The following is a 16,600-nucleotide window of genomic DNA, read 5'->3' as shown; positions in this document are numbered from 1 at the left end:
CAATGCTGTTGTACCGATTATTGCGCACGATCAGTTTAATCTTATTACAGTCATAGGCTTTGTATGGCTTTTCTTGATCTGTGGCATCTTGTAGAATGCGCTTCACAAAACCCTGACAATAATTGGGATATCCCAACCAGAACCACCATGACGCTGCTCGCTCTCGGAATCAACCATAAAACCGCACCCGTTGCACTGCGCGAACGTGTTTCGTTCACGCCGGACACGCTGGATCAGGCGCTTAGCAGCCTGCTGTCCCAGCCGATGGTGCAAAGCGGAGTGGTGCTTTCCACCTGTAATCGCACTGAACTCTACCTCAGCGTAGAGCAGCAGGCCGATTTGCAGGAGAAGCTGGTGCGCTGGTTGTGTGACTATCACCAACTGCGTGAAGAAGATGTGCGTAAGAGCCTGTACTGGCATCAGGACAACGCGGCAGTCAGCCATCTGATGCGTGTTGCCAGCGGTCTGGATTCTTTAGTGCTGGGTGAGCCGCAGATTCTCGGCCAGGTAAAAAAAGCCTTTGCCGATTCACAACGTGGTCAGGCGTTGTCCAGTGAACTGGAACGGATGTTCCAGAAAACCTTCTCCGTCGCCAAACGGGTGCGCACAGAAACTGAAATTGGTGCCAGTGCGGTATCTGTGGCGTTTGCCGCCTGCTCTCTGGCACGTCAAATCTTCGAATCTCTCAGCACGGTTAACGTGTTGCTGGTGGGCGCGGGCGAAACGATTGAATTGGTCGCGCGTCATTTGCGTGAGCATCATGTGCAAAAGCTGATGATTGCCAACCGTACGCGTGAACGCGCGCAGTTGCTGGCTGATGAGGTCGGGGCAGAGGTCATCGGGCTGGCGGATATCGATTCGCGACTGGCTGATGCCGATATTATTATTTCTTCCACCGCCAGCCCGTTGCCGATTATTGGTAAAGGCATGGTCGAGCGTGCATTGAAAGCCCGCCGTAACCAGCCGATGCTGCTGGTGGATATCGCAGTACCGCGCGATGTGGAGCCGGAAGTCGGCAAGCTCGCCAATGCTTACCTGTACAGCGTGGATGACCTTCAGGCGATCATTGAGCAGAACATGGCCCAGCGTAAAGCTGCGGCGGTGCAGGCTGAAAGCATCGTGGTGCAGGAAAGCGGCGAATTTATGGCCTGGCTGCGTGCGCAAAGCGCGGTCGACACCATTCGTGAATATCGCTCGCAGGCCGATGATGTACGCCTTGAATTGCAGGAGCGCGCGCTGGCCGCACTGCGTCAGGGAGCAGATGCCGAAAAAGTGTTGCAGGAACTGGCGCACAAACTTACCAATCGTTTAATTCACGCTCCAACCAAATCACTACAGCAGGCCGCGCGCGATGGCGACAGCGAACGCCTGCAAATCTTACGTGACAGCCTCGGTCTCGATTAGGCTGTCACGACCTTTTACGGGATACCCTCAATTACATGAAGACCTCTATTGTTGCCAAGCTGGAAGCTCTCCAGGAACGCCACGAAGAAGTGGAAGCCCTGCTGGGCGATGCTGGCGTGATCGCCGATCAGGATCGTTTCCGTGCCCTCTCGCGCGAATATGCGCAACTGTCTGATGTGACCCGCTGCTTCCGTGAATGGCAGCAGGTGCAGGAAGATGTTGAGACAGCGGAGATGTTGCTCGACGATCCTGAAATGCGCGAGATGGCGCAGGATGAACTGAAAACCGCACGCGAAAAGCGTGAAGTGCTGGAACAGCAGCTACAGGTATTGTTGCTGCCGAAAGATCCTGATGATGAGCGTCCGTGCTTTGTCGAAGTGCGTGCTGGTACCGGTGGCGATGAAGCGGCAATTTTTGCCGGCGACCTGTTCCGCATGTACAGCCGTTATGCTGAGTCTCGCCGCTGGCAGGTGGAAATTATCAGCAGCAATGACGGTGAGCATGGCGGGTATAAAGAAGTCATCGCCCGTGTGACGGGTGATGGTGCCTATGGTCGTTTCAAGTTTGAATCGGGCGGTCATCGCGTACAGCGTGTGCCGGAAACCGAATCACAGGGGCGTATTCACACCTCGGCCTGTACGGTGGCGGTAATGCCGGAACTGCCGGAAGCCGAGCTGCCGGATATCAACCCCAGCGACCTGAAAATTGACACCTTCCGCTCCTCAGGTGCGGGTGGTCAGCACGTTAACACCACCGATTCCGCCATCCGTATTACCCACCTGCCGACCGGCATTGTGGTGGAGTGTCAGGATGAGCGTTCGCAGCATAAAAACAAAGCTAAAGCGCTGGCAGTGCTGGGCGCGCGTATTCACGCGGCGGAGATGGCAAAACGCCATGAAGCGGAAGCGTCCACCCGTCGTAACCTGCTGGGCAGCGGCGACCGTTCGGACCGTATCCGTACTTACAACTTCCCGCAGGGGCGCGTTACCGATCACCGCATTAACCTGACCATCTATCGTCTGGATGAGACGATGGAAGGCAAGCTGGATAGCCTGATTGAGCCTATCGTGCAGGAATACCAGGCCGACCAGTTGGCCGCGCTGGCTGGACAGGATTAATGGATATTCGCCACTGGCTGAAGCATGCCGTTGCTACCCTGAGCGGCGGCGACAGCCCCAAGCGCGATGCCGAAATTTTGCTGGCGTTTGTTACCGGCAAATCCCGTACCTGGCTGGTGGCGTTTGACGATACAGTGCTGGGTGAGAACCAGTTACAACAACTGAATGCGCTCCTGGCTCGACGTGCGCAGGGCGAGCCGGTGGCGCATCTGGTGGGTGAACGTGAATTCTGGTCGTTACCTCTGCGCGTCAGCGATGCGACCTTGATCCCGCGTCCTGACACCGAGGTGTTGGTCGAGCAGGCGCTGGTTCATCTGCCGACCCGTGCCGCCACTCTCCTTGACTTAGGTACTGGCACCGGAGCCATCGCGCTGGCGCTTGCCAGCGAACGGCCTGATTGTCAGGTCATCGGCTGTGATCGCATCGCAGCTGCCGTGGCGCTGGCGCAGGAAAACGCGCAGCGTTTGCACATCAGCAATGCACAATTTCTCCTCAGCGATTGGTTCGACAATCTCACCCCGCAACGTTTTGATCTGATTGCCAGTAATCCCCCCTATATAGACGCTACCGACCATCATTTGCAGCAGGGTGATGTGCGGTTTGAACCGCTAAGTGCGCTGGTGGCCGATGAAGCTGGATTAGCCGATCTGCGGGTGATTATTGCAACGGCACCAAACTGGCTGCTCGCTGGCGGTTGGTTGTTGCTGGAACATGGCTGGCAGCAGGGTGAGGCGGTGCGAGAATTGATGGTTCAACATGGCTATCAACAGGTCAACACAGTGGACGACTACGGCGGCAACCCGCGCGTTACACTTGGGCAATTTTTCTTATAAAGGAAGCAAGATGGCTAGCTGGTATCCGCTGATTAAACATTTTCATCTGCTTACAGTGCTGATTACTGTCAGCCTGTTTCTGGTGCGTTTTTACTGGAAATGCACCGGTTCAGCACAGCTCGATCGCCGCTGGGTGCGCATTGCTCCGCACATCAACGACACGTTTTTGTTGCTGAGTGGTGTGCTGCTGGTCGTAATTACGCACTTTTACCCGTTCACACCACAAGGAAGCTGGCTGACTGAGAAGCTGTTAGGGGTTATTATCTACATCGCCTTAGGTTCCGTGGCCTTGAGTCGTCGCCCGCGAAAGATGAGCACCCGCTGGATTGCCTGCCTGGTCGCGATCGTTGCGTTACTGGTAGTGATTAAGCTGGCGATGACCAAAATGCCGTTATTGGGGATAGTATGACCTCGCCAGAGCAACTCGATTACAGTCAAACACCGTTATGTGAAGCGGTTATTGGTGCAACCTGCGCCATCCGCGAAGATTTTTCTGCTCAATCCGTAGAGCAACAGCTGGCAGCGTTAGTGGCGGAAGCGCGTGCGTATGTCAGCAGTGCCAGTGATGCTGACCTGCAACTGGAGAAGTTGCTGGAACTGTTTTACCGCCAGTGGGGTTTTGGCGGTGCCAGTGGCGTCTACAATTTATCCGATGCCTTATGGATCGATAAGGTGTTGAAAAGCCGTCAGGGGACTGCGGTGTCACTGGGCGTGATCCTGCTGCACATTGCCGAAGAGCTGGAGTTGCCGCTGATGCCGGTTATCTTCCCGACCCAGATGATTCTGCGGGCCGACTGGCTGGATGGTGAGATGTGGCTGATTAACCCGTTTAACGGTGAAACCCTCGATACCCATACGCTGGAAGTCTGGCTGAAGGGCAATATCAGCCCGACGGCCAAGCTCTATCAGGATGATCTCGATGAAGCGAAAACGGTCAGCGTAATGCGTAAGATGCTGGATACGCTGAAAGCGGCGCTGATGGACGAGAAAAAGATGGAGCTGGCGTTAAATGTTAGCCAGGTGCTGTTACAAATCGATCCGGATGACCCCTACGAAATTCGCGACCGTGGTTTGATTTACGCGCAACTGGAGTGCGAACATATCGCGCTAAACGATCTTACCTACTTCGTTGAACAGTGTCCGGAAGACCCGGTTAGCGAAATGATTAAAGTGCAGATCCACGCAATTGAACAAAAACAGGTCACGCTGCACTAAGCGTACCTCTGAAAAAGGAAAGGGCATGACACAGAAAGTAGTCAGTATTGGTGATATCAAGGTCGCAAACGATCTGCCATTTGTTCTCTTTGGCGGCATGAACGTGCTGGAGTCGCGCGACCTCGCCATGCGTATCTGCGAACATTACGTAACCGTGACCGACAAACTCGGTATCCCCTACGTGTTCAAAGCCTCTTTTGACAAAGCCAACCGTTCCTCTATCCACTCTTACCGTGGTCCGGGCCTGGAAGAGGGGATGAAGATTTTCCAGGAGCTGAAGCAAGCCTTCGGCGTGAAAATCATTACTGACGTCCACGAACCGGCGCAGGCACAGCCTGTGGCAGATGTGGTAGATGTCATTCAGCTGCCGGCCTTCCTTGCACGTCAGACTGACCTGGTTGAAGCGATGGCGAAAACGGGCGCAGTCATTAACGTGAAAAAACCTCAGTTCGTCAGCCCGGGTCAGATGGGTAACATTGTCGATAAATTCGCCGAAGGCGGTAACGATAAAGTGATCCTGTGTGACCGTGGTAGCAACTTCGGTTATGACAACCTGGTCGTGGATATGCTGGGCTTTAACGTGATGAAGAAAGTCACCAATAACTGCCCGGTGATTTTCGACGTGACTCATGCGCTGCAAACTCGTGATCCGTTTGGTGCTGCCTCAGGCGGTCGCCGTGCGCAGGTGGGTGAACTGGCGCGTGCCGGTATGGCGGTCGGCATTGCTGGTCTGTTTATCGAAGCCCACCCGGAGCCAAACAGCGCCAAATGTGATGGCCCGTCTGCACTGCCGCTCGACAAACTGGAGCCGTTCCTGGTACAGATGAAAGCGATTGATGACCTGGTGAAAAGCTTCCCGGAACTGGATACCAGCAACTAAATCGTTGGTTGGTAAAAAAGGCGTCGAAAGACGCCTTTTTTATTGGCTTGCTATCCGTAGCGGCGCGATTTATCGCGCGTTGATTTTCAGTCAAAGGTGCGTGATGTGTCAGGTCGCTACAGCATAATCGTCATCAAATAGCCGACAAACAACGCCAGGTGCGCCGCGCCATTCAACACATTGGTGCGTCCGGTGGAAAATGAAATATGGCACAGGATCAGCACCGCACTCATCACCACCATATGCGGTGGTTCCAGACCGAACACCAGTTGCTGCCCGGTCAGCGTGGCTATAATGGTCACCGCCGGTACGGTCAGTGAAATGGTGGCCAGTACTGAACCGAAAAACAGGTTCATCGCACGCTGTACCTGGTTCATCAGCACCGCTTTAATCGCCCCCAGTCCTTCCGGTGACAGGATCAGCAATGCCACAAGAAAGCCAGTAAACTGCTGCGGCGCGTTTAATTCGGTTAACAGATGCTCCAGCGAGTTGGCATTCATCTTGGTTACGCTGATAACCGCAATCAGATGCACAATCAGCCAGGCGGTATGCCATAACGAGCTGTGCGCTGAAGGTTTTCCGTGGTGCGGGTCGCCATCATCGCTCTCATCCTCGTGTTCGTAGACAAACAGGTTTTGATGCGTTTTGGTCTGAATCAACAGAAATACGCCGTACATTGCGGCAGAAATCGCCGCAATCAGCAAAGCCTGTGCAGTTGAAAAATTGCCGCCGGGCAACGCATTCGGGAACACCAGCACCAGGATGGCGAGTGGGAAAATGGCGATCAGATATTGCTTCACCCCCACCAGATTGACGTATTGCGTTGCGAATTTGCGTCCACCCAGCAGCAGGGCAAATCCCACCAGCCCGGCGGTAACAATCATAATGATCGAATACAGGGTATCGCGCATCAATGCGGGAGCAGCGTCGCCGGTTGCCATCAGCGCCGATATCAGGCTGACCTCAAGGATCACCACGGAAAGGCTGAGTATCAGCGAACCATAAGGCTCACCCAGTCGGTGCGCCAGCACATCGGCATGGCGTACCACGCTAAACGCACTACTCAGAATGGCCACCAGGGCCAGTAAATTAATGCCAATCACCACTGGCAGGCTGGTTTGTGCACCAAAAAAACTCAGTACGCCCAGTGCGACGATGGGGAAAATCAGGGAATATTCAGTGTGACGGGTTTTCTCATGTACAGCCATTCGCCATCCTCTCCGAAAAAAAGAATAAAATCAGGCAGTCAGTGCCTGATAAATATACTTACTTTTACAGCGTTGCGCAGTGTAACTTTTCATCACGTTCGGTGCCGGGTTTTTACGATCATTTACTTTAGAGGAAAAAATAAATCTCATCACTAAAAAACCTGATTATTTCTCTTCATTTCATTATTTTCATTGCGTTAATCATTGCTGGTTATCATTTTAATCTGGAAATATGGCGTTTTTTTTTACGTTTTGGTTTGAGTAAATGCTGGTTATGAACTTTTAATTCCTTTAACGCGATAAAAGTGATGATTTGCGTTTTTTACTATCTGTTCCAGACTTACCCTGTGGTTAGAAAAGGAGGATTTATGCCTTACTCATCAACACATGAACTACCTGACAGTGTACGCCACGTACTACCGGCGCATGCGCAAAAAATCTACCAGAAAGCATTTAACAGCGCCTGGGATGAATACCGTGATGAGGATGATCGCTTCGGTAACGACTCGCGCGAAAAAGTGGCCCACAAAGTTGCCTGGGCTGCGGTCAAAAAAGATTATCAAAAAGGCGACGATAACAAGTGGCACCCTAAACACTGATCCCTGCGGGCCATTGCGGCCCGCTTCACACTTCCTGTCTCCCCCGGTCAAGTTTCATGCCAGGCAGCCGATGCTATTTACGGGCAATTTACCCTTTGTGATCGGCATCAACCTTGAAAAAATTGTGACAAATGCATTAATGTCTTCTGATAAGGCGGTGCATCAGCATCCGCTGTGACGAAATCAGTATCTCAGGAGCAAAACCGACAGGATGTCAGGGCAGTTGAGGAGGTCGCATTGCTAACCCGGGAATTCTTATTAAAAGCAGATTGTAAAACCTCATTCGGTGATATCGAAGAGACGTTGCTGTGGAGTTGCGAACAGCGAGCTGCTTCGCTTGCCGCTACGCTTGCCTGCCGTCCTGACCACAGTCCGGTATGGATTTTTGGTTATGGCTCGCTGATGTGGAACCCGGTGTTTGAGGCGGAAGAAGTCGCTTCTGGTCAACTTGATGGCTGGCACCGGGCATTCTGCCTGCGGTTAATTGCCGGGCGTGGCACGGCAACGCATCCCGGACGTATGCTCGCGTTGAAAGAGGGTGGCAGCACCAGCGGCCTGGCGTTTCGTCTGCCCGAAGTGCGTCTGCATGACGAGCTGGAATTGCTGTGGAAGCGGGAAATGATCACCGGTTGCTATCTGCCTACCTGGTGCGAACTGAAGCTGGATGATGATCGCAGGGTGTCGGCGCTGGTATTTATCATGGACCCGCGTCATCCGTTGTTTGAAGCAGACTCCTGTCCGGGCACCATTGCGCCATTAATTGCCCAGGCCAGCGGTCCGCTGGGCACCAATGCGCAATATCTGTTCTCGCTGGAGCAGGAGCTGGCAAAACGCGGCATGCAGGAAGAGGGCCTGACGGTTCTGGCTACCCAGGTCAGAGCGCTGCAACAGTGCACAGCGCGGGTATCCTCTTAATTACCGGGATTAATCAGCCAGGTGCCAGGTTTATCAATCGTAAGTGACTGACTGTGAACCTGGTTACCGTTGTGTACTTCAATATGATACTGTCCTGCCGCCAGACTCAATGACGCAAAGCCGTTACTGGCGGGTTTCACATTCTGCGCTTTACCATTCACCACAATATTTTCCCCGTCCTGCAACCGCAGATAAAGGGTTGCCAACACCGGCGTACTGCTGGCAGATTTGCTGGTGTCAGCGGAGGCTGCGGCATTTGATGCGGCTATTTCTGGTTCAGCGCTGCGATGGTTGACCTTCCACACGGCAACGATCACCGCCAGAATAGCCACCGCAGCGACGGCCAGCAGACCGGGTGACAAACGACGTACATTGCGCGGGGTGACCGGTTCAATAACCGCAGCCGCGTGGTTAACGGCCATTACCTGTGGTTCGGGTACGCTAATCGGTACTTCTGGCTCGATGGGCGTGTCGTTAACCGGGGTAATCTGGGTAACCAAGGCTTCCACATCGCTCACCGGCAGATCGATCAGGCTGGCAAACGCATCAATGGTCTGTGGCCGATCGGCTGGCTTCATCGCCAGCGCACAATCAATCGCATGCAGCAGTGGCAACGAATAACCTTCAGGTTTACGTTCAACCAGCGGCTGATAGTTGTCTTCAATGCAGCGTACTACGGAAACCGGGGGCGCATAGCCGGTGATCAGATTGTGCAACACCGCGCCCAGCGCATAGATATCCGTCCAGGGACCTTGTTCGCCTTCACCTTCTTCACTGTATTGCTCGATCGGTGCGAAGCCCGGCTTCAGCATGATTTCGGTTTCGTCGGAAAGGTTACCAATCTCCTTGCGTGCGGAGCCGAAATCGAGCAGCACCGGCAGCTGATTTTCCTGAATCTGGATGTTGTCCAGGGAGATATCGCGATGCAGATAACCCGCCTGGTGAATGGTATTGATCGCGCCAAACAGCGGTGGCAACAGTCGGCGTATCCAGGCTTCATCGATGCTTTCCGGGCTGGTGACTTGCCACTCTTTAAGCGTCATCCCGCTGTAGTAGAGCGTGCCCATATAGGCAGTGCCATTTTCTTCCCAAAAACGCAGAACGTGAAGCAGGCCCGGATGATTAAAGCGCGCCAGCAGGCGGGCCTCCTGAATAAAACTGTTGCGGCCGGCGTTGAACAATTTTTGAAAACGTTCGCCACGCAGTTCCAGCGACAGATCGGCAGCGCGCACCGCCAGCGACACCGGCATATATTCCTTAATGGCGATGGTTCGTTCCAGTTGATGATCCCAGGCGCGGTAGACAATGCCAAAACCACCGCCGCCAATCACATCTTTGATTTCGAACTCATTGAACCGGTAACCCGCAGGCAGGGCGTTGGGTATCTTTAGATTATCGTTTGCCGACATAGTGAACTCTCTGAACACGTCCTGTAGCCCGCCCGGGAAATACACGGGCAACGGCCGCTATTAATTAATGTTACGCCAGGCACCAATGGCAGGATCCGCGAGATCCGCATGCAGGGTGTCAATCAGTAACACAGTCACTTTTTGCTGTGGCATAAACTGCGGCGACCAGACGCCACGTAAAGTTTCAACGCGTTTTTTAACCACATCGGCATCCTGTCCCGTGGTCTTGTCCATTTTGACCAACAGCGTTCCGTTAAAACGCCAGAGGTGCTGTTTGGCATCGAAGGGCAGCACCAGCCAGCTGTCGGCAGCATCCGGGCGCGTCACGATCATGCGTTGGTTATTGACGGCGATCACCTGTAACGGCGGGCCGCTGACATTGAGATTGGCGATCGGATAACCCTGGTAAAAATTGACCGCCAACTGCTGCGGCTGGCCGTTGAACACCTGGGTCAGCTCGCTGCTGCCTTCCAGCCAACCTTCAGACGAGCAATGCTGCTGCGTCATTTCAGGGATAAACAGCGATGCGCCTTTATCATCCCACCAGGTGCGGAAATGACAGCCACCCGGCAAGGCAAATTGTTGCAGTGGGCTGCTGTCTGCCGGGCGTGATAAATCGAGAGGAGCAGCATTGTTGGCGCTGGCATTGGCGGTGGCATCATTCAGCACAATAGGTCGCCAGTTCTGTAATTTGGTGGCGCTGCCGTTAGCCAGCACGTTGCCATCTTTGTCGGTCATCTGCCAGGGAATCACATCCAGTGTGCCGCACTGATTCGCCAGCAGCGTGCCGACACGCGGCAAAAAGCTGGTGAGCACGCTGGAGTCGGTGCCTTTGCCGGAGACAATACGCAGCGGCAGTGTCTCTTTACACCAGTCGTTTGGGGCGTTACTTGCCACGTCATCGATATACACTTCCAGCGCGAGGCTCGGGGAGTACACCACCCGATAATCTTCAGCCTGTGCATTCAGGGCCAGCAGCAGCGTCGCTAAGCCCGACAACCACAATTTCATATGAATCCTTGGAATCAATAACGTGACGGCAGAAAACGTGCCGCATCGGCCTGGGAATAAAGCAGCGTTGCTTCCTGTGGCTCACCAATCCAGATCGCCAGAGCACTCAGATTGTCGCTTTTTACGCTGCGGTTAACGGCTTGTTCCATCAATGCCAGCCACTCTTCGCAGGCATTGACCATGCGCAGGGCCTGTTCCATTTCGTCAGTCGTCAGGTTGAGCCAGAATCCGTCGGTACAGACCAGAAAGGCATCGCCATCTTCCAGCGCAATTACCTCGCTAAAAGTGGCCGGACGCGCCGGTTCAACGCCGAGCGCATTATAGAGTAAATTACTGTTAATGCCGGTATTTTCATAGCCAGCCTCACGCAATTGTTGGGCCAGACTATGATCACGTGTTACCTGAAAAAGAGAACCGTGGCGAAAGTGATAAACCCGGCTATCACCAGCGTGCGCCCACCATGCCCGTTGTTTTTCCCGATCAATAAATAGCGCGGCCAGCGTGGTGCTCATGCGCGAAAAATTCGGATTCTTTCCCTGCTCCTCCAGCAGCACGCGCTGGCAAAGTTTGATTGCCTCGGCAGTCACCGCTGGTGTGAAGGCCGCATCTTGTTGTACTGCGTCGAGCAGGGTATCACGTACCAGTTGTGCCGCCCGATCTCCGCCCGGCAGGCCCGCCACGCCATCACACACCACAAAACAAGCCTTGCGATCGTCCAGTTGCGCACCGGTACGATCCTGATTTTCATCGCGCATACCTTGCTGGCAGCGGCTGGCAAACATCATCTTCATGAGTCTTCCGTCCGCGTCTGTGAATCTTTGTACTGGTTAACTTCCATATCGTAGGCGTGCAGAAAGGCTTCACCGAACAGGGTGTGGAAGTCATCCTCAATCTCGCCAGCAGTGCGTTGATAATGACGGGAAAAATGGTCCCATAGCGCGGCCTTACGTGTATTCGCAAACGGCATTTTTGGCATGACGCCATCTTGTCGTGCCTGATCTTCCAGCCGCTGGGGATTGAATGATTGCAGCATCGCCGCGATGATGGCGCGAATACCGGCAATCATCCCTAATTGATGGGCCTGTAAATCCACCAGGGCATCACGCACGGCAGTTTCCGGCGGCATAAAGCCCGGCATCTGGCTTTGGTACATCTGCATCAGCACCGTTTTGCCAGAAGGAAGGATTTTGAAGGGGTTATTGGCCTCGTTGAGGATCATCGTCATATCGGCTTTGACACCGCGTTTCAGAATCGATCGTGAGGAGAGAAGCGCGACTGTGCCCTGCGAAAACAGACTCAGCATCCGTCCGGTGATGCGCATCTGTTCTTCGTTCATGGGCGTTTGATGGCCGTTGTTCAGCCCCATTCCTTCCAGCAACGCGATAATCAGCTTATCCTGGTCCGTACCGGGCAGCACCGTGGGCAGGGCGGGTGAACTCTCCTGTGGGTCGATCGCCAGGCGTGCATCATTATGACGTTCAGGGCGCGGCGCTGCGGGTTCAGGGATGACATGCTGGATGCTCTCCAGCATGCCAAGCGGGTCACTTTCTGCCGGGGAAAAAAACGCCAGTGGATCGTCTTTTTGCGCCGTGGTGCGTGCCGGGTCGCGTACCTCCAGCCCGTATTCTCCAATCGTTAACGCATCACCATGTTGCAATGACGCTTGCGCACCTCGTGGCAATGGCACGCCATTCAGCACCACTGAGGTGACGCTGCCCTGGTTGGTCAAACGGCATTCGCCTTCGGGCGACAGATGTACCAGTGCCTGTAGGCGAGAAATGGCCCGCGATTCATCCGGCAGCACCAGATCATTATCCTGACTACGGCCGATGGTGCCGCCTGGCGGCTTAAAGGCCACCGTTTTTGCCGGCACATCCGTATTGCACTGCACAATGGTAAATTCCATGAGTCTTCCCGTTTACAGAGGGCAAACGTCGCGGTCTATTCGAACATGGGCGGATAGAGGCCGTTACGTCCCGGCTGCGCACCTGACGCCGGGTTAAACAATAATGCAAAAAGCTGCGCGGTGAGCGGGCCACTGTGTTTATGTGTGGCGTGTGCAAAACCGTCACTGCGGTTACTCCACCAGTAGCTGATATGCTCGTGGGGATCAAAATGGTCGGCCACTTCACGCCAGCTTAACGAGCTGGGCAGGTCAGCGAAACCAATCACGTCCATGATGTCGGTACGACGTTTTTCCGGGACCAGCAACGGTGACATCTGTTGTATAGCCAGTTCCAGCATGTCTGCGGTCTGGGCATCCCGCACTGCACGCAACAACGTCATCCCCAGTTCCTGAAACCAGTCGCCAGAGAGCGCCAGTTGCGCAGGATGCCACTGGCTCACGGGAAAACTGCGCAACGCCAGCAACGGCCAGGCGCGCCCGACACGGTCACAGGAGGGCAGCAGGCAACCCATTTGTACCTGGGGGCGCAACGGTGAAATCGGTAAAACGAAATTCCACACCGGTGCCGCCAGAAAGTGCTGGGTCGAGGCATTCTCCTGCTGATGCCAATGCAGTAAACCTTGCTGAAACCAATGGCTCCAGGATGTCACGCTATTCTCACTGAGTCGCTGGCGCAGGAAATCACCGGTTGTCGGCAACTTCCCGTACCAGCCAGGGGCGGTATGTGTCGCCATCATTACCTCACCATTACTCACTGTGTCCGGTCAATCGCTGTGCAGCGTTTAACGGTGCGAGCGTCAGCGTATTGCCGTTCTGACCGGCATTTTTCAGATTTTCCGCAAGCTTACGCATCATCAGTGCGTTGTCGCGGGCATAAGGCGAAGACTGAATCTGCTGATCCAGCAATTGACTGAGGTGCCAGTCCAGCTGCTGTAAATCGCGTGCACTGACGTTATCCGGCAGGGTGCGTTGCAGATTTTGCATCAGCCAGCCACGCAAAAACTCGCCATCATAATTGCGTGGCTGATACAGCATCTGATAGGCCCGGAGCGCATTACGGCTGTATTCATTATCAGTACCGGGATCGTCGCGCAGCAGATTGGTGATCTGCTGGGCCACGCGCGGCAGTAATAAAGACTTAAGGGCGTTTTGATAAAGCACCCAGGCTGCATCGCTTACCTGATTACCGCGATACAAGCCGACACGCATGGTAAGCGGAGGATTATCGAGGGAAAAGCGATCCGAAAGCGGCAACTTCACCAGATTATTTAAGAAGGGTAGCAGATCAAAAATATTATCCGCAGGCTGATGAATAACTTGCTGGCTCTGCTGGGTGATCGGTGCGATACGTGCGGCGACCTGATCAAGATAGCGCTGATTCTGGAGATAGCTGGCGAGCCACAGGCAGGAAAGCAGCAGCAAAGCGCCGGTCAACACGCCATAGCCAATCCAGTGGAACAAGCGATTGCGGTACTCCCAGTGACGGTTGCTGCCTGCCAGACCGCTCTCGCGAAACACTAAATCGCTCAACAGGTTGCGAATAAAGAAACTTTGCCCACGCGTGCCGGGGATTGGGCTGCTGCGATTGACGCTATCCCAGGCGGCGATGGTGTGCTGGCCTGCTTGCGGCAACTGAAGTTTGCGGTTTAGCTCGCCCATAATGCGATCAAAAGGCAAGCCTTCCTGGGTGCCGCTGGTGAAAAACAGGCCGCGTGCCGACCAGGCCACGGCGTCCTGATGGCCGGAAAATACCACATCAAGGTACTCGTTCAGCAGGGGGCGCAACGAGCTGAATTCCTGTGGAAACAGGAAGCTATCGGCGCGCTGGGTCAGATCACGATCCTGCGCCATCACGCCTGCCAGCTGCTGATGCAGGCGTTGTTCGAGCAGATGATATTGTTGGCTGAAGCTGCGGTGCCAGTCATCCTTGTGTGGTTTACCCGGTTCCCAGGGAAAGGTAAAACCCCAGATAGCATCGCGTTGCTGTTTATTCAGGCCACCATAAAAACTCATAAAACCTTTCAACAGATCGGTTTTCGTCACCATCACGTATACCGGAAAGTGGATGCCGGTTTGCTGGTGCAATTCCACCATCCGCTGGCGTAACGCGGTGGCCTGCGCGTGGCGTGCTTCGGCGGAGTCGGTCAACAGATCGGCCACGCTGATGGTCATGATCACGCCATTGATGGGTTGTCGGGTACGGTAACGCTTCAACAACTGGATGAAGTTATGCCATTCGCTGGCATCGCGTGCCCGTTGGCTTTCCTGCAACGCATACCGGCCAGCGGTATCAATCAGCACTGCACTGTCCGTAAACCACCAGTCACAATGACGTGTACCGCCAACCCCACGTACAGCGGCATTGCCGAGACTGTCGGTGAGAGGAAACTCCAGTCCGGCATTGAGCAACGCGGTGGTTTTCCCGGCACCAGGCGCGCCAATAATGACGTACCACGGTAGCTGATAGAGATAGTGACTCTGGAAGCGCGCCAACCAGCCTTGCCGCTGACGGCGGCCAAATTGGGTGCGTTTCAACCGTTGGGCTGCTTCGCTAAATCGTTGAGTCAGCAGCGTCTCCGTCATCTGGCGATCGGAAAGCTCCTCGCTGCTGACTTGCTGCAAGCGGGTCAACAGTTTGCTGTTAAACCAGGCACGCCAGATGGCAGGGATAAACTGGAACAGTACCCAACAAAAATAGAGCAATCCCACTACCAGTTGCCGTGGCAATAAGGGTTCGAGTGGTCGGGTATCGCCCCAGCTCCACAGTGGGCCGAGAATCCACAACACGCAGCTCAGTGCAGTGATGCCAATAAAACTCCACAGCAGACGGTGCGTTAATAAATGCTGAAGTGATGCGCGCATCATTGGCCTCCCTGATGATTGCTAAGGGTTTCCGGTGCCGCAAACAGGGTGATTTCTACCCGGCGATTACGGGCGCGATTTTCATTGCTGTCGTTTGGCAACAGGGGATTACTGTCACCACGTCCCTCCGCCTTCACGCTATGTCCCTCAGCGAGTTGCGGATTGAGCAACTGGGCGACGGCGCGGGCGCGGGCAAAGGAGAATTCATAACTGGAAGCAAAACGGCCATCCACCGGGCTGTTATCGGTATAAACCGACACCAGCACCGTACCTTTCACGGTTTTCATGGCACTGGCAACATGCGCCAGTAGCGCACGTCCCACCTGATTGACCACGGTGCCATCAGTGATAAACAACTTGTCAGCCGGGATGATAACTTTGCTGCCGAAGGCCCCATCGCTCACTTCAAGTTGCCCCGCCGCGATGACATCATTGAGACGCTGATGCAAATCAAGCAATGCCTGCGGTGACGTTGGGCGACGCCCTGGGGTGATTTGCGGTAAAGGGGTTTCGTAGATGGCACGTAACAGCGGTTCCGCCGCATTGCCGAGACGCCAGTTCAGAGCGCTATAAATCAGACACGCCACCAGCGCCGCCAGGGTGATGCAGGCCCACAGCGGCACCATCGGGCGAGATAAGCTGCTCACCAGCGGATGCACCTCAACCAGTCGGGCGCTGGCCACGCCAGTATCGGGTCGGGTTTCTGCAATCAGATGCGCCAAACGTTTCCGAATGATCTCGCACTGCGCCTGGCCATTTTCGCTACCGCGATAGCGTCCTTCATAGCCTAACAACAGGCAGTAGTGGATCACTTCCAGCAACCACAAATGTTGCTGCGGATTTTGTGAAATGCGTGATAACAGCTGGAACACCTTCTCGCCGCCCCAGCTTTCGTTGTGGAATGTCACCAGCATACCGTTACCTGACCAGACGCCGCGCGTACCCCACGGGGTCTGTGCTGCCGCTTCATCCAGCAAGCTGCACAGGCAATAGCGTGCGCCAATGATCATCTCGAAAGGTAAACCGGACATTTTACAGCGCTGTTCGAACTGACGAATTTCATCGATCAACAGCTGACGTAAACCAGCGGGGTCATCGTGTGTAGCGGCCTGCCGTATCTGAACGACGGCATTGAGGATCGGGGCTGCGGCAGTCAATAACAGGTTATCATTGCCCGCGACGGTAACGTCTCGTGCCAGGGCTTCCTGAGTCATTAAATCTCGTTCTTCCAGGCAATAGT

Annotated in this window: 16 protein-coding genes; 8 read left to right on the top strand and 8 right to left on the bottom strand. The window is 54.5% G+C overall.

Annotation, left to right across the window (positions count from 1 at the left end):
* The first annotated feature begins 147 nt into the window (after positions 1-147).
* From hemA to kdsA, 6 genes are read left to right on the top strand one after another with little or no spacing between them, the layout of a single operon-like run.
* On the top strand, positions 148-1,404 hold the full coding sequence (gene hemA, locus AC6I8N_RS12065; RefSeq protein WP_208724135.1) for a glutamyl-tRNA reductase: 1,257 nt from the start codon (positions 148-150) through the stop codon (positions 1,402-1,404).
* Between the two features lie 35 nt (positions 1,405-1,439).
* A complete protein-coding gene (prfA, locus tag AC6I8N_RS12060) occupies positions 1,440-2,522 on the top strand; it encodes a peptide chain release factor 1 (RefSeq protein WP_208724136.1) in 1,083 nt (360 codons plus the stop codon).
* Positions 2,522-3,355: a peptide chain release factor N(5)-glutamine methyltransferase gene (prmC, locus tag AC6I8N_RS12055; RefSeq protein WP_497829129.1), complete on the top strand. Its 834-nt coding sequence runs from the start codon at positions 2,522-2,524 to the stop codon at positions 3,353-3,355. The genes prfA and prmC overlap by 1 nt, the downstream gene beginning before the upstream one ends.
* Positions 3,356-3,365: 10 nt before the next feature.
* Positions 3,366-3,764 (top strand): SirB2 family protein, encoded by a 399-nt coding sequence (locus AC6I8N_RS12050; protein ID WP_021182917.1) that lies wholly within the window; start codon positions 3,366-3,368, stop codon positions 3,762-3,764.
* Entirely contained in the window at positions 3,761-4,570 is an 810-nt protein-coding gene (gene sirB1, locus AC6I8N_RS12045) for an invasion regulator SirB1 (RefSeq protein WP_021182918.1), read from the top strand. The genes AC6I8N_RS12050 and sirB1 overlap by 4 nt, the downstream gene beginning before the upstream one ends.
* Before the next feature lie 25 nt (positions 4,571-4,595).
* Positions 4,596-5,450 (top strand): 3-deoxy-8-phosphooctulonate synthase, encoded by an 855-nt coding sequence (gene kdsA, locus AC6I8N_RS12040; RefSeq protein WP_208724138.1) that lies wholly within the window; start codon positions 4,596-4,598, stop codon positions 5,448-5,450.
* 116 nt (positions 5,451-5,566) lie between these two features.
* Here the strand turns inward: kdsA and chaA are convergent, their stop codons facing one another.
* On the bottom strand, positions 5,567-6,658 hold the full coding sequence (chaA, locus tag AC6I8N_RS12035) for a sodium-potassium/proton antiporter ChaA (protein ID WP_497829128.1): 1,092 nt from the start codon (positions 6,656-6,658) through the stop codon (positions 5,567-5,569).
* Between the two features lie 368 nt (positions 6,659-7,026).
* On the opposite strand from chaA, the gene chaB reads away from it, so the two are divergent.
* Together chaB and AC6I8N_RS12025 are read left to right on the top strand one after the other, a co-directional pair.
* Positions 7,027-7,257, top strand: a complete 231-nt coding sequence (chaB, locus tag AC6I8N_RS12030) for a putative cation transport regulator ChaB (RefSeq protein WP_021182922.1) — start codon at positions 7,027-7,029, stop codon at positions 7,255-7,257.
* 237 nt (positions 7,258-7,494) lie between these two features.
* Complete coding sequence (locus AC6I8N_RS12025; RefSeq protein ID WP_208724139.1) at positions 7,495-8,172, top strand: gamma-glutamylcyclotransferase; 678 nt, start codon at positions 7,495-7,497, stop codon at positions 8,170-8,172.
* On the opposite strand, the gene AC6I8N_RS12020 is transcribed toward AC6I8N_RS12025, so the two are convergent.
* The 7 genes from AC6I8N_RS12020 to icmH are packed head-to-tail and all read right to left on the bottom strand — an operon-like array spanning position 8,169 to position 16,574.
* Positions 8,169-9,581 carry a serine/threonine protein kinase gene (locus AC6I8N_RS12020; protein WP_497829127.1) on the bottom strand — a complete coding sequence of 471 codons (1,413 nt, stop codon included), beginning with the start codon at positions 9,579-9,581 and terminating at the stop codon, positions 8,169-8,171. The two genes, AC6I8N_RS12025 and AC6I8N_RS12020, sit on opposite strands and share 4 nt — an antisense overlap.
* Positions 9,582-9,641: 60 nt before the next feature.
* Positions 9,642-10,592: a hypothetical protein gene (locus AC6I8N_RS12015; protein WP_497829126.1), complete on the bottom strand. Its 951-nt coding sequence runs from the start codon at positions 10,590-10,592 to the stop codon at positions 9,642-9,644.
* 14 nt (positions 10,593-10,606) lie between these two features.
* The gene (locus AC6I8N_RS12010; protein ID WP_021182927.1) at positions 10,607-11,383 is read right to left on the bottom strand and encodes a PP2C family protein-serine/threonine phosphatase; all 777 of its coding nucleotides are present in this window, start codon (positions 11,381-11,383) and stop codon (positions 10,607-10,609) included.
* Complete coding sequence (tagH, locus tag AC6I8N_RS12005; protein WP_021182928.1) at positions 11,380-12,498, bottom strand: type VI secretion system-associated FHA domain protein TagH; 1,119 nt, start codon at positions 12,496-12,498, stop codon at positions 11,380-11,382. Before tagH ends, AC6I8N_RS12010 begins: the two co-directional genes overlap by 4 nt.
* Before the next feature lie 35 nt (positions 12,499-12,533).
* Positions 12,534-13,232, bottom strand: a complete 699-nt coding sequence (gene tagF, locus AC6I8N_RS12000; RefSeq protein ID WP_497830687.1) for a type VI secretion system-associated protein TagF — start codon at positions 13,230-13,232, stop codon at positions 12,534-12,536.
* Positions 13,233-13,245: 13 nt separating this feature from the next.
* Positions 13,246-15,360 carry a type VI secretion system membrane subunit TssM gene (gene tssM / locus AC6I8N_RS11995; protein ID WP_036625092.1) on the bottom strand — a complete coding sequence of 705 codons (2,115 nt, stop codon included), beginning with the start codon at positions 15,358-15,360 and terminating at the stop codon, positions 13,246-13,248.
* A complete protein-coding gene (gene icmH / locus AC6I8N_RS11990) occupies positions 15,360-16,574 on the bottom strand; it encodes a type IVB secretion system protein IcmH/DotU (protein WP_497829125.1) in 1,215 nt (404 codons plus the stop codon). The genes tssM and icmH overlap by 1 nt, the downstream gene beginning before the upstream one ends.
* Between the last annotated feature and the right edge of the window lie 26 nt (positions 16,575-16,600).

This window comes from Pantoea sp. X-Soil-TKNS-1279, from assembly GCF_059730565.1.
This window is presented reverse-complemented; position numbering and strand designations above follow the sequence as displayed.

What these genes read in the sequence shown, in the direction of transcription:
- hemA (WP_208724135.1), top strand. Translation starts at nt 148, where the DNA reads ATGACGCTGCTCGCTCTCGGAATCAACCATAAAACCGCACCCGTTGCA.
- prfA (WP_208724136.1), top strand. Translation starts at nt 1,440, where the DNA reads ATGAAGACCTCTATTGTTGCCAAGCTGGAAGCTCTCCAGGAACGCCAC.
- prmC (WP_497829129.1), top strand. Translation starts at nt 2,522, where the DNA reads ATGGATATTCGCCACTGGCTGAAGCATGCCGTTGCTACCCTGAGCGGC.
- AC6I8N_RS12050 (WP_021182917.1), top strand. Translation starts at nt 3,366, where the DNA reads ATGGCTAGCTGGTATCCGCTGATTAAACATTTTCATCTGCTTACAGTG.
- sirB1 (WP_021182918.1), top strand. Translation starts at nt 3,761, where the DNA reads ATGACCTCGCCAGAGCAACTCGATTACAGTCAAACACCGTTATGTGAA.
- kdsA (WP_208724138.1), top strand. Translation starts at nt 4,596, where the DNA reads ATGACACAGAAAGTAGTCAGTATTGGTGATATCAAGGTCGCAAACGAT.
- chaA (WP_497829128.1), bottom strand. Translation starts at nt 6,658, where the DNA reads ATGGCTGTACATGAGAAAACCCGTCACACTGAATATTCCCTGATTTTC.
- chaB (WP_021182922.1), top strand. Translation starts at nt 7,027, where the DNA reads ATGCCTTACTCATCAACACATGAACTACCTGACAGTGTACGCCACGTA.
- AC6I8N_RS12020 (WP_497829127.1), bottom strand. Translation starts at nt 9,581, where the DNA reads ATGTCGGCAAACGATAATCTAAAGATACCCAACGCCCTGCCTGCGGGT.
- AC6I8N_RS12015 (WP_497829126.1), bottom strand. Translation starts at nt 10,592, where the DNA reads ATGAAATTGTGGTTGTCGGGCTTAGCGACGCTGCTGCTGGCCCTGAAT.
- AC6I8N_RS12010 (WP_021182927.1), bottom strand. Translation starts at nt 11,383, where the DNA reads ATGAAGATGATGTTTGCCAGCCGCTGCCAGCAAGGTATGCGCGATGAA.
- tagH (WP_021182928.1), bottom strand. Translation starts at nt 12,498, where the DNA reads ATGGAATTTACCATTGTGCAGTGCAATACGGATGTGCCGGCAAAAACG.
- tagF (WP_497830687.1), bottom strand. Translation starts at nt 13,232, where the DNA reads ATGGCGACACATACCGCCCCTGGCTGGTACGGGAAGTTGCCGACAACC.
- tssM (WP_036625092.1), bottom strand. Translation starts at nt 15,360, where the DNA reads ATGCGCGCATCACTTCAGCATTTATTAACGCACCGTCTGCTGTGGAGT.
- icmH (WP_497829125.1), bottom strand. Translation starts at nt 16,574, where the DNA reads ATGACTCAGGAAGCCCTGGCACGAGACGTTACCGTCGCGGGCAATGAT.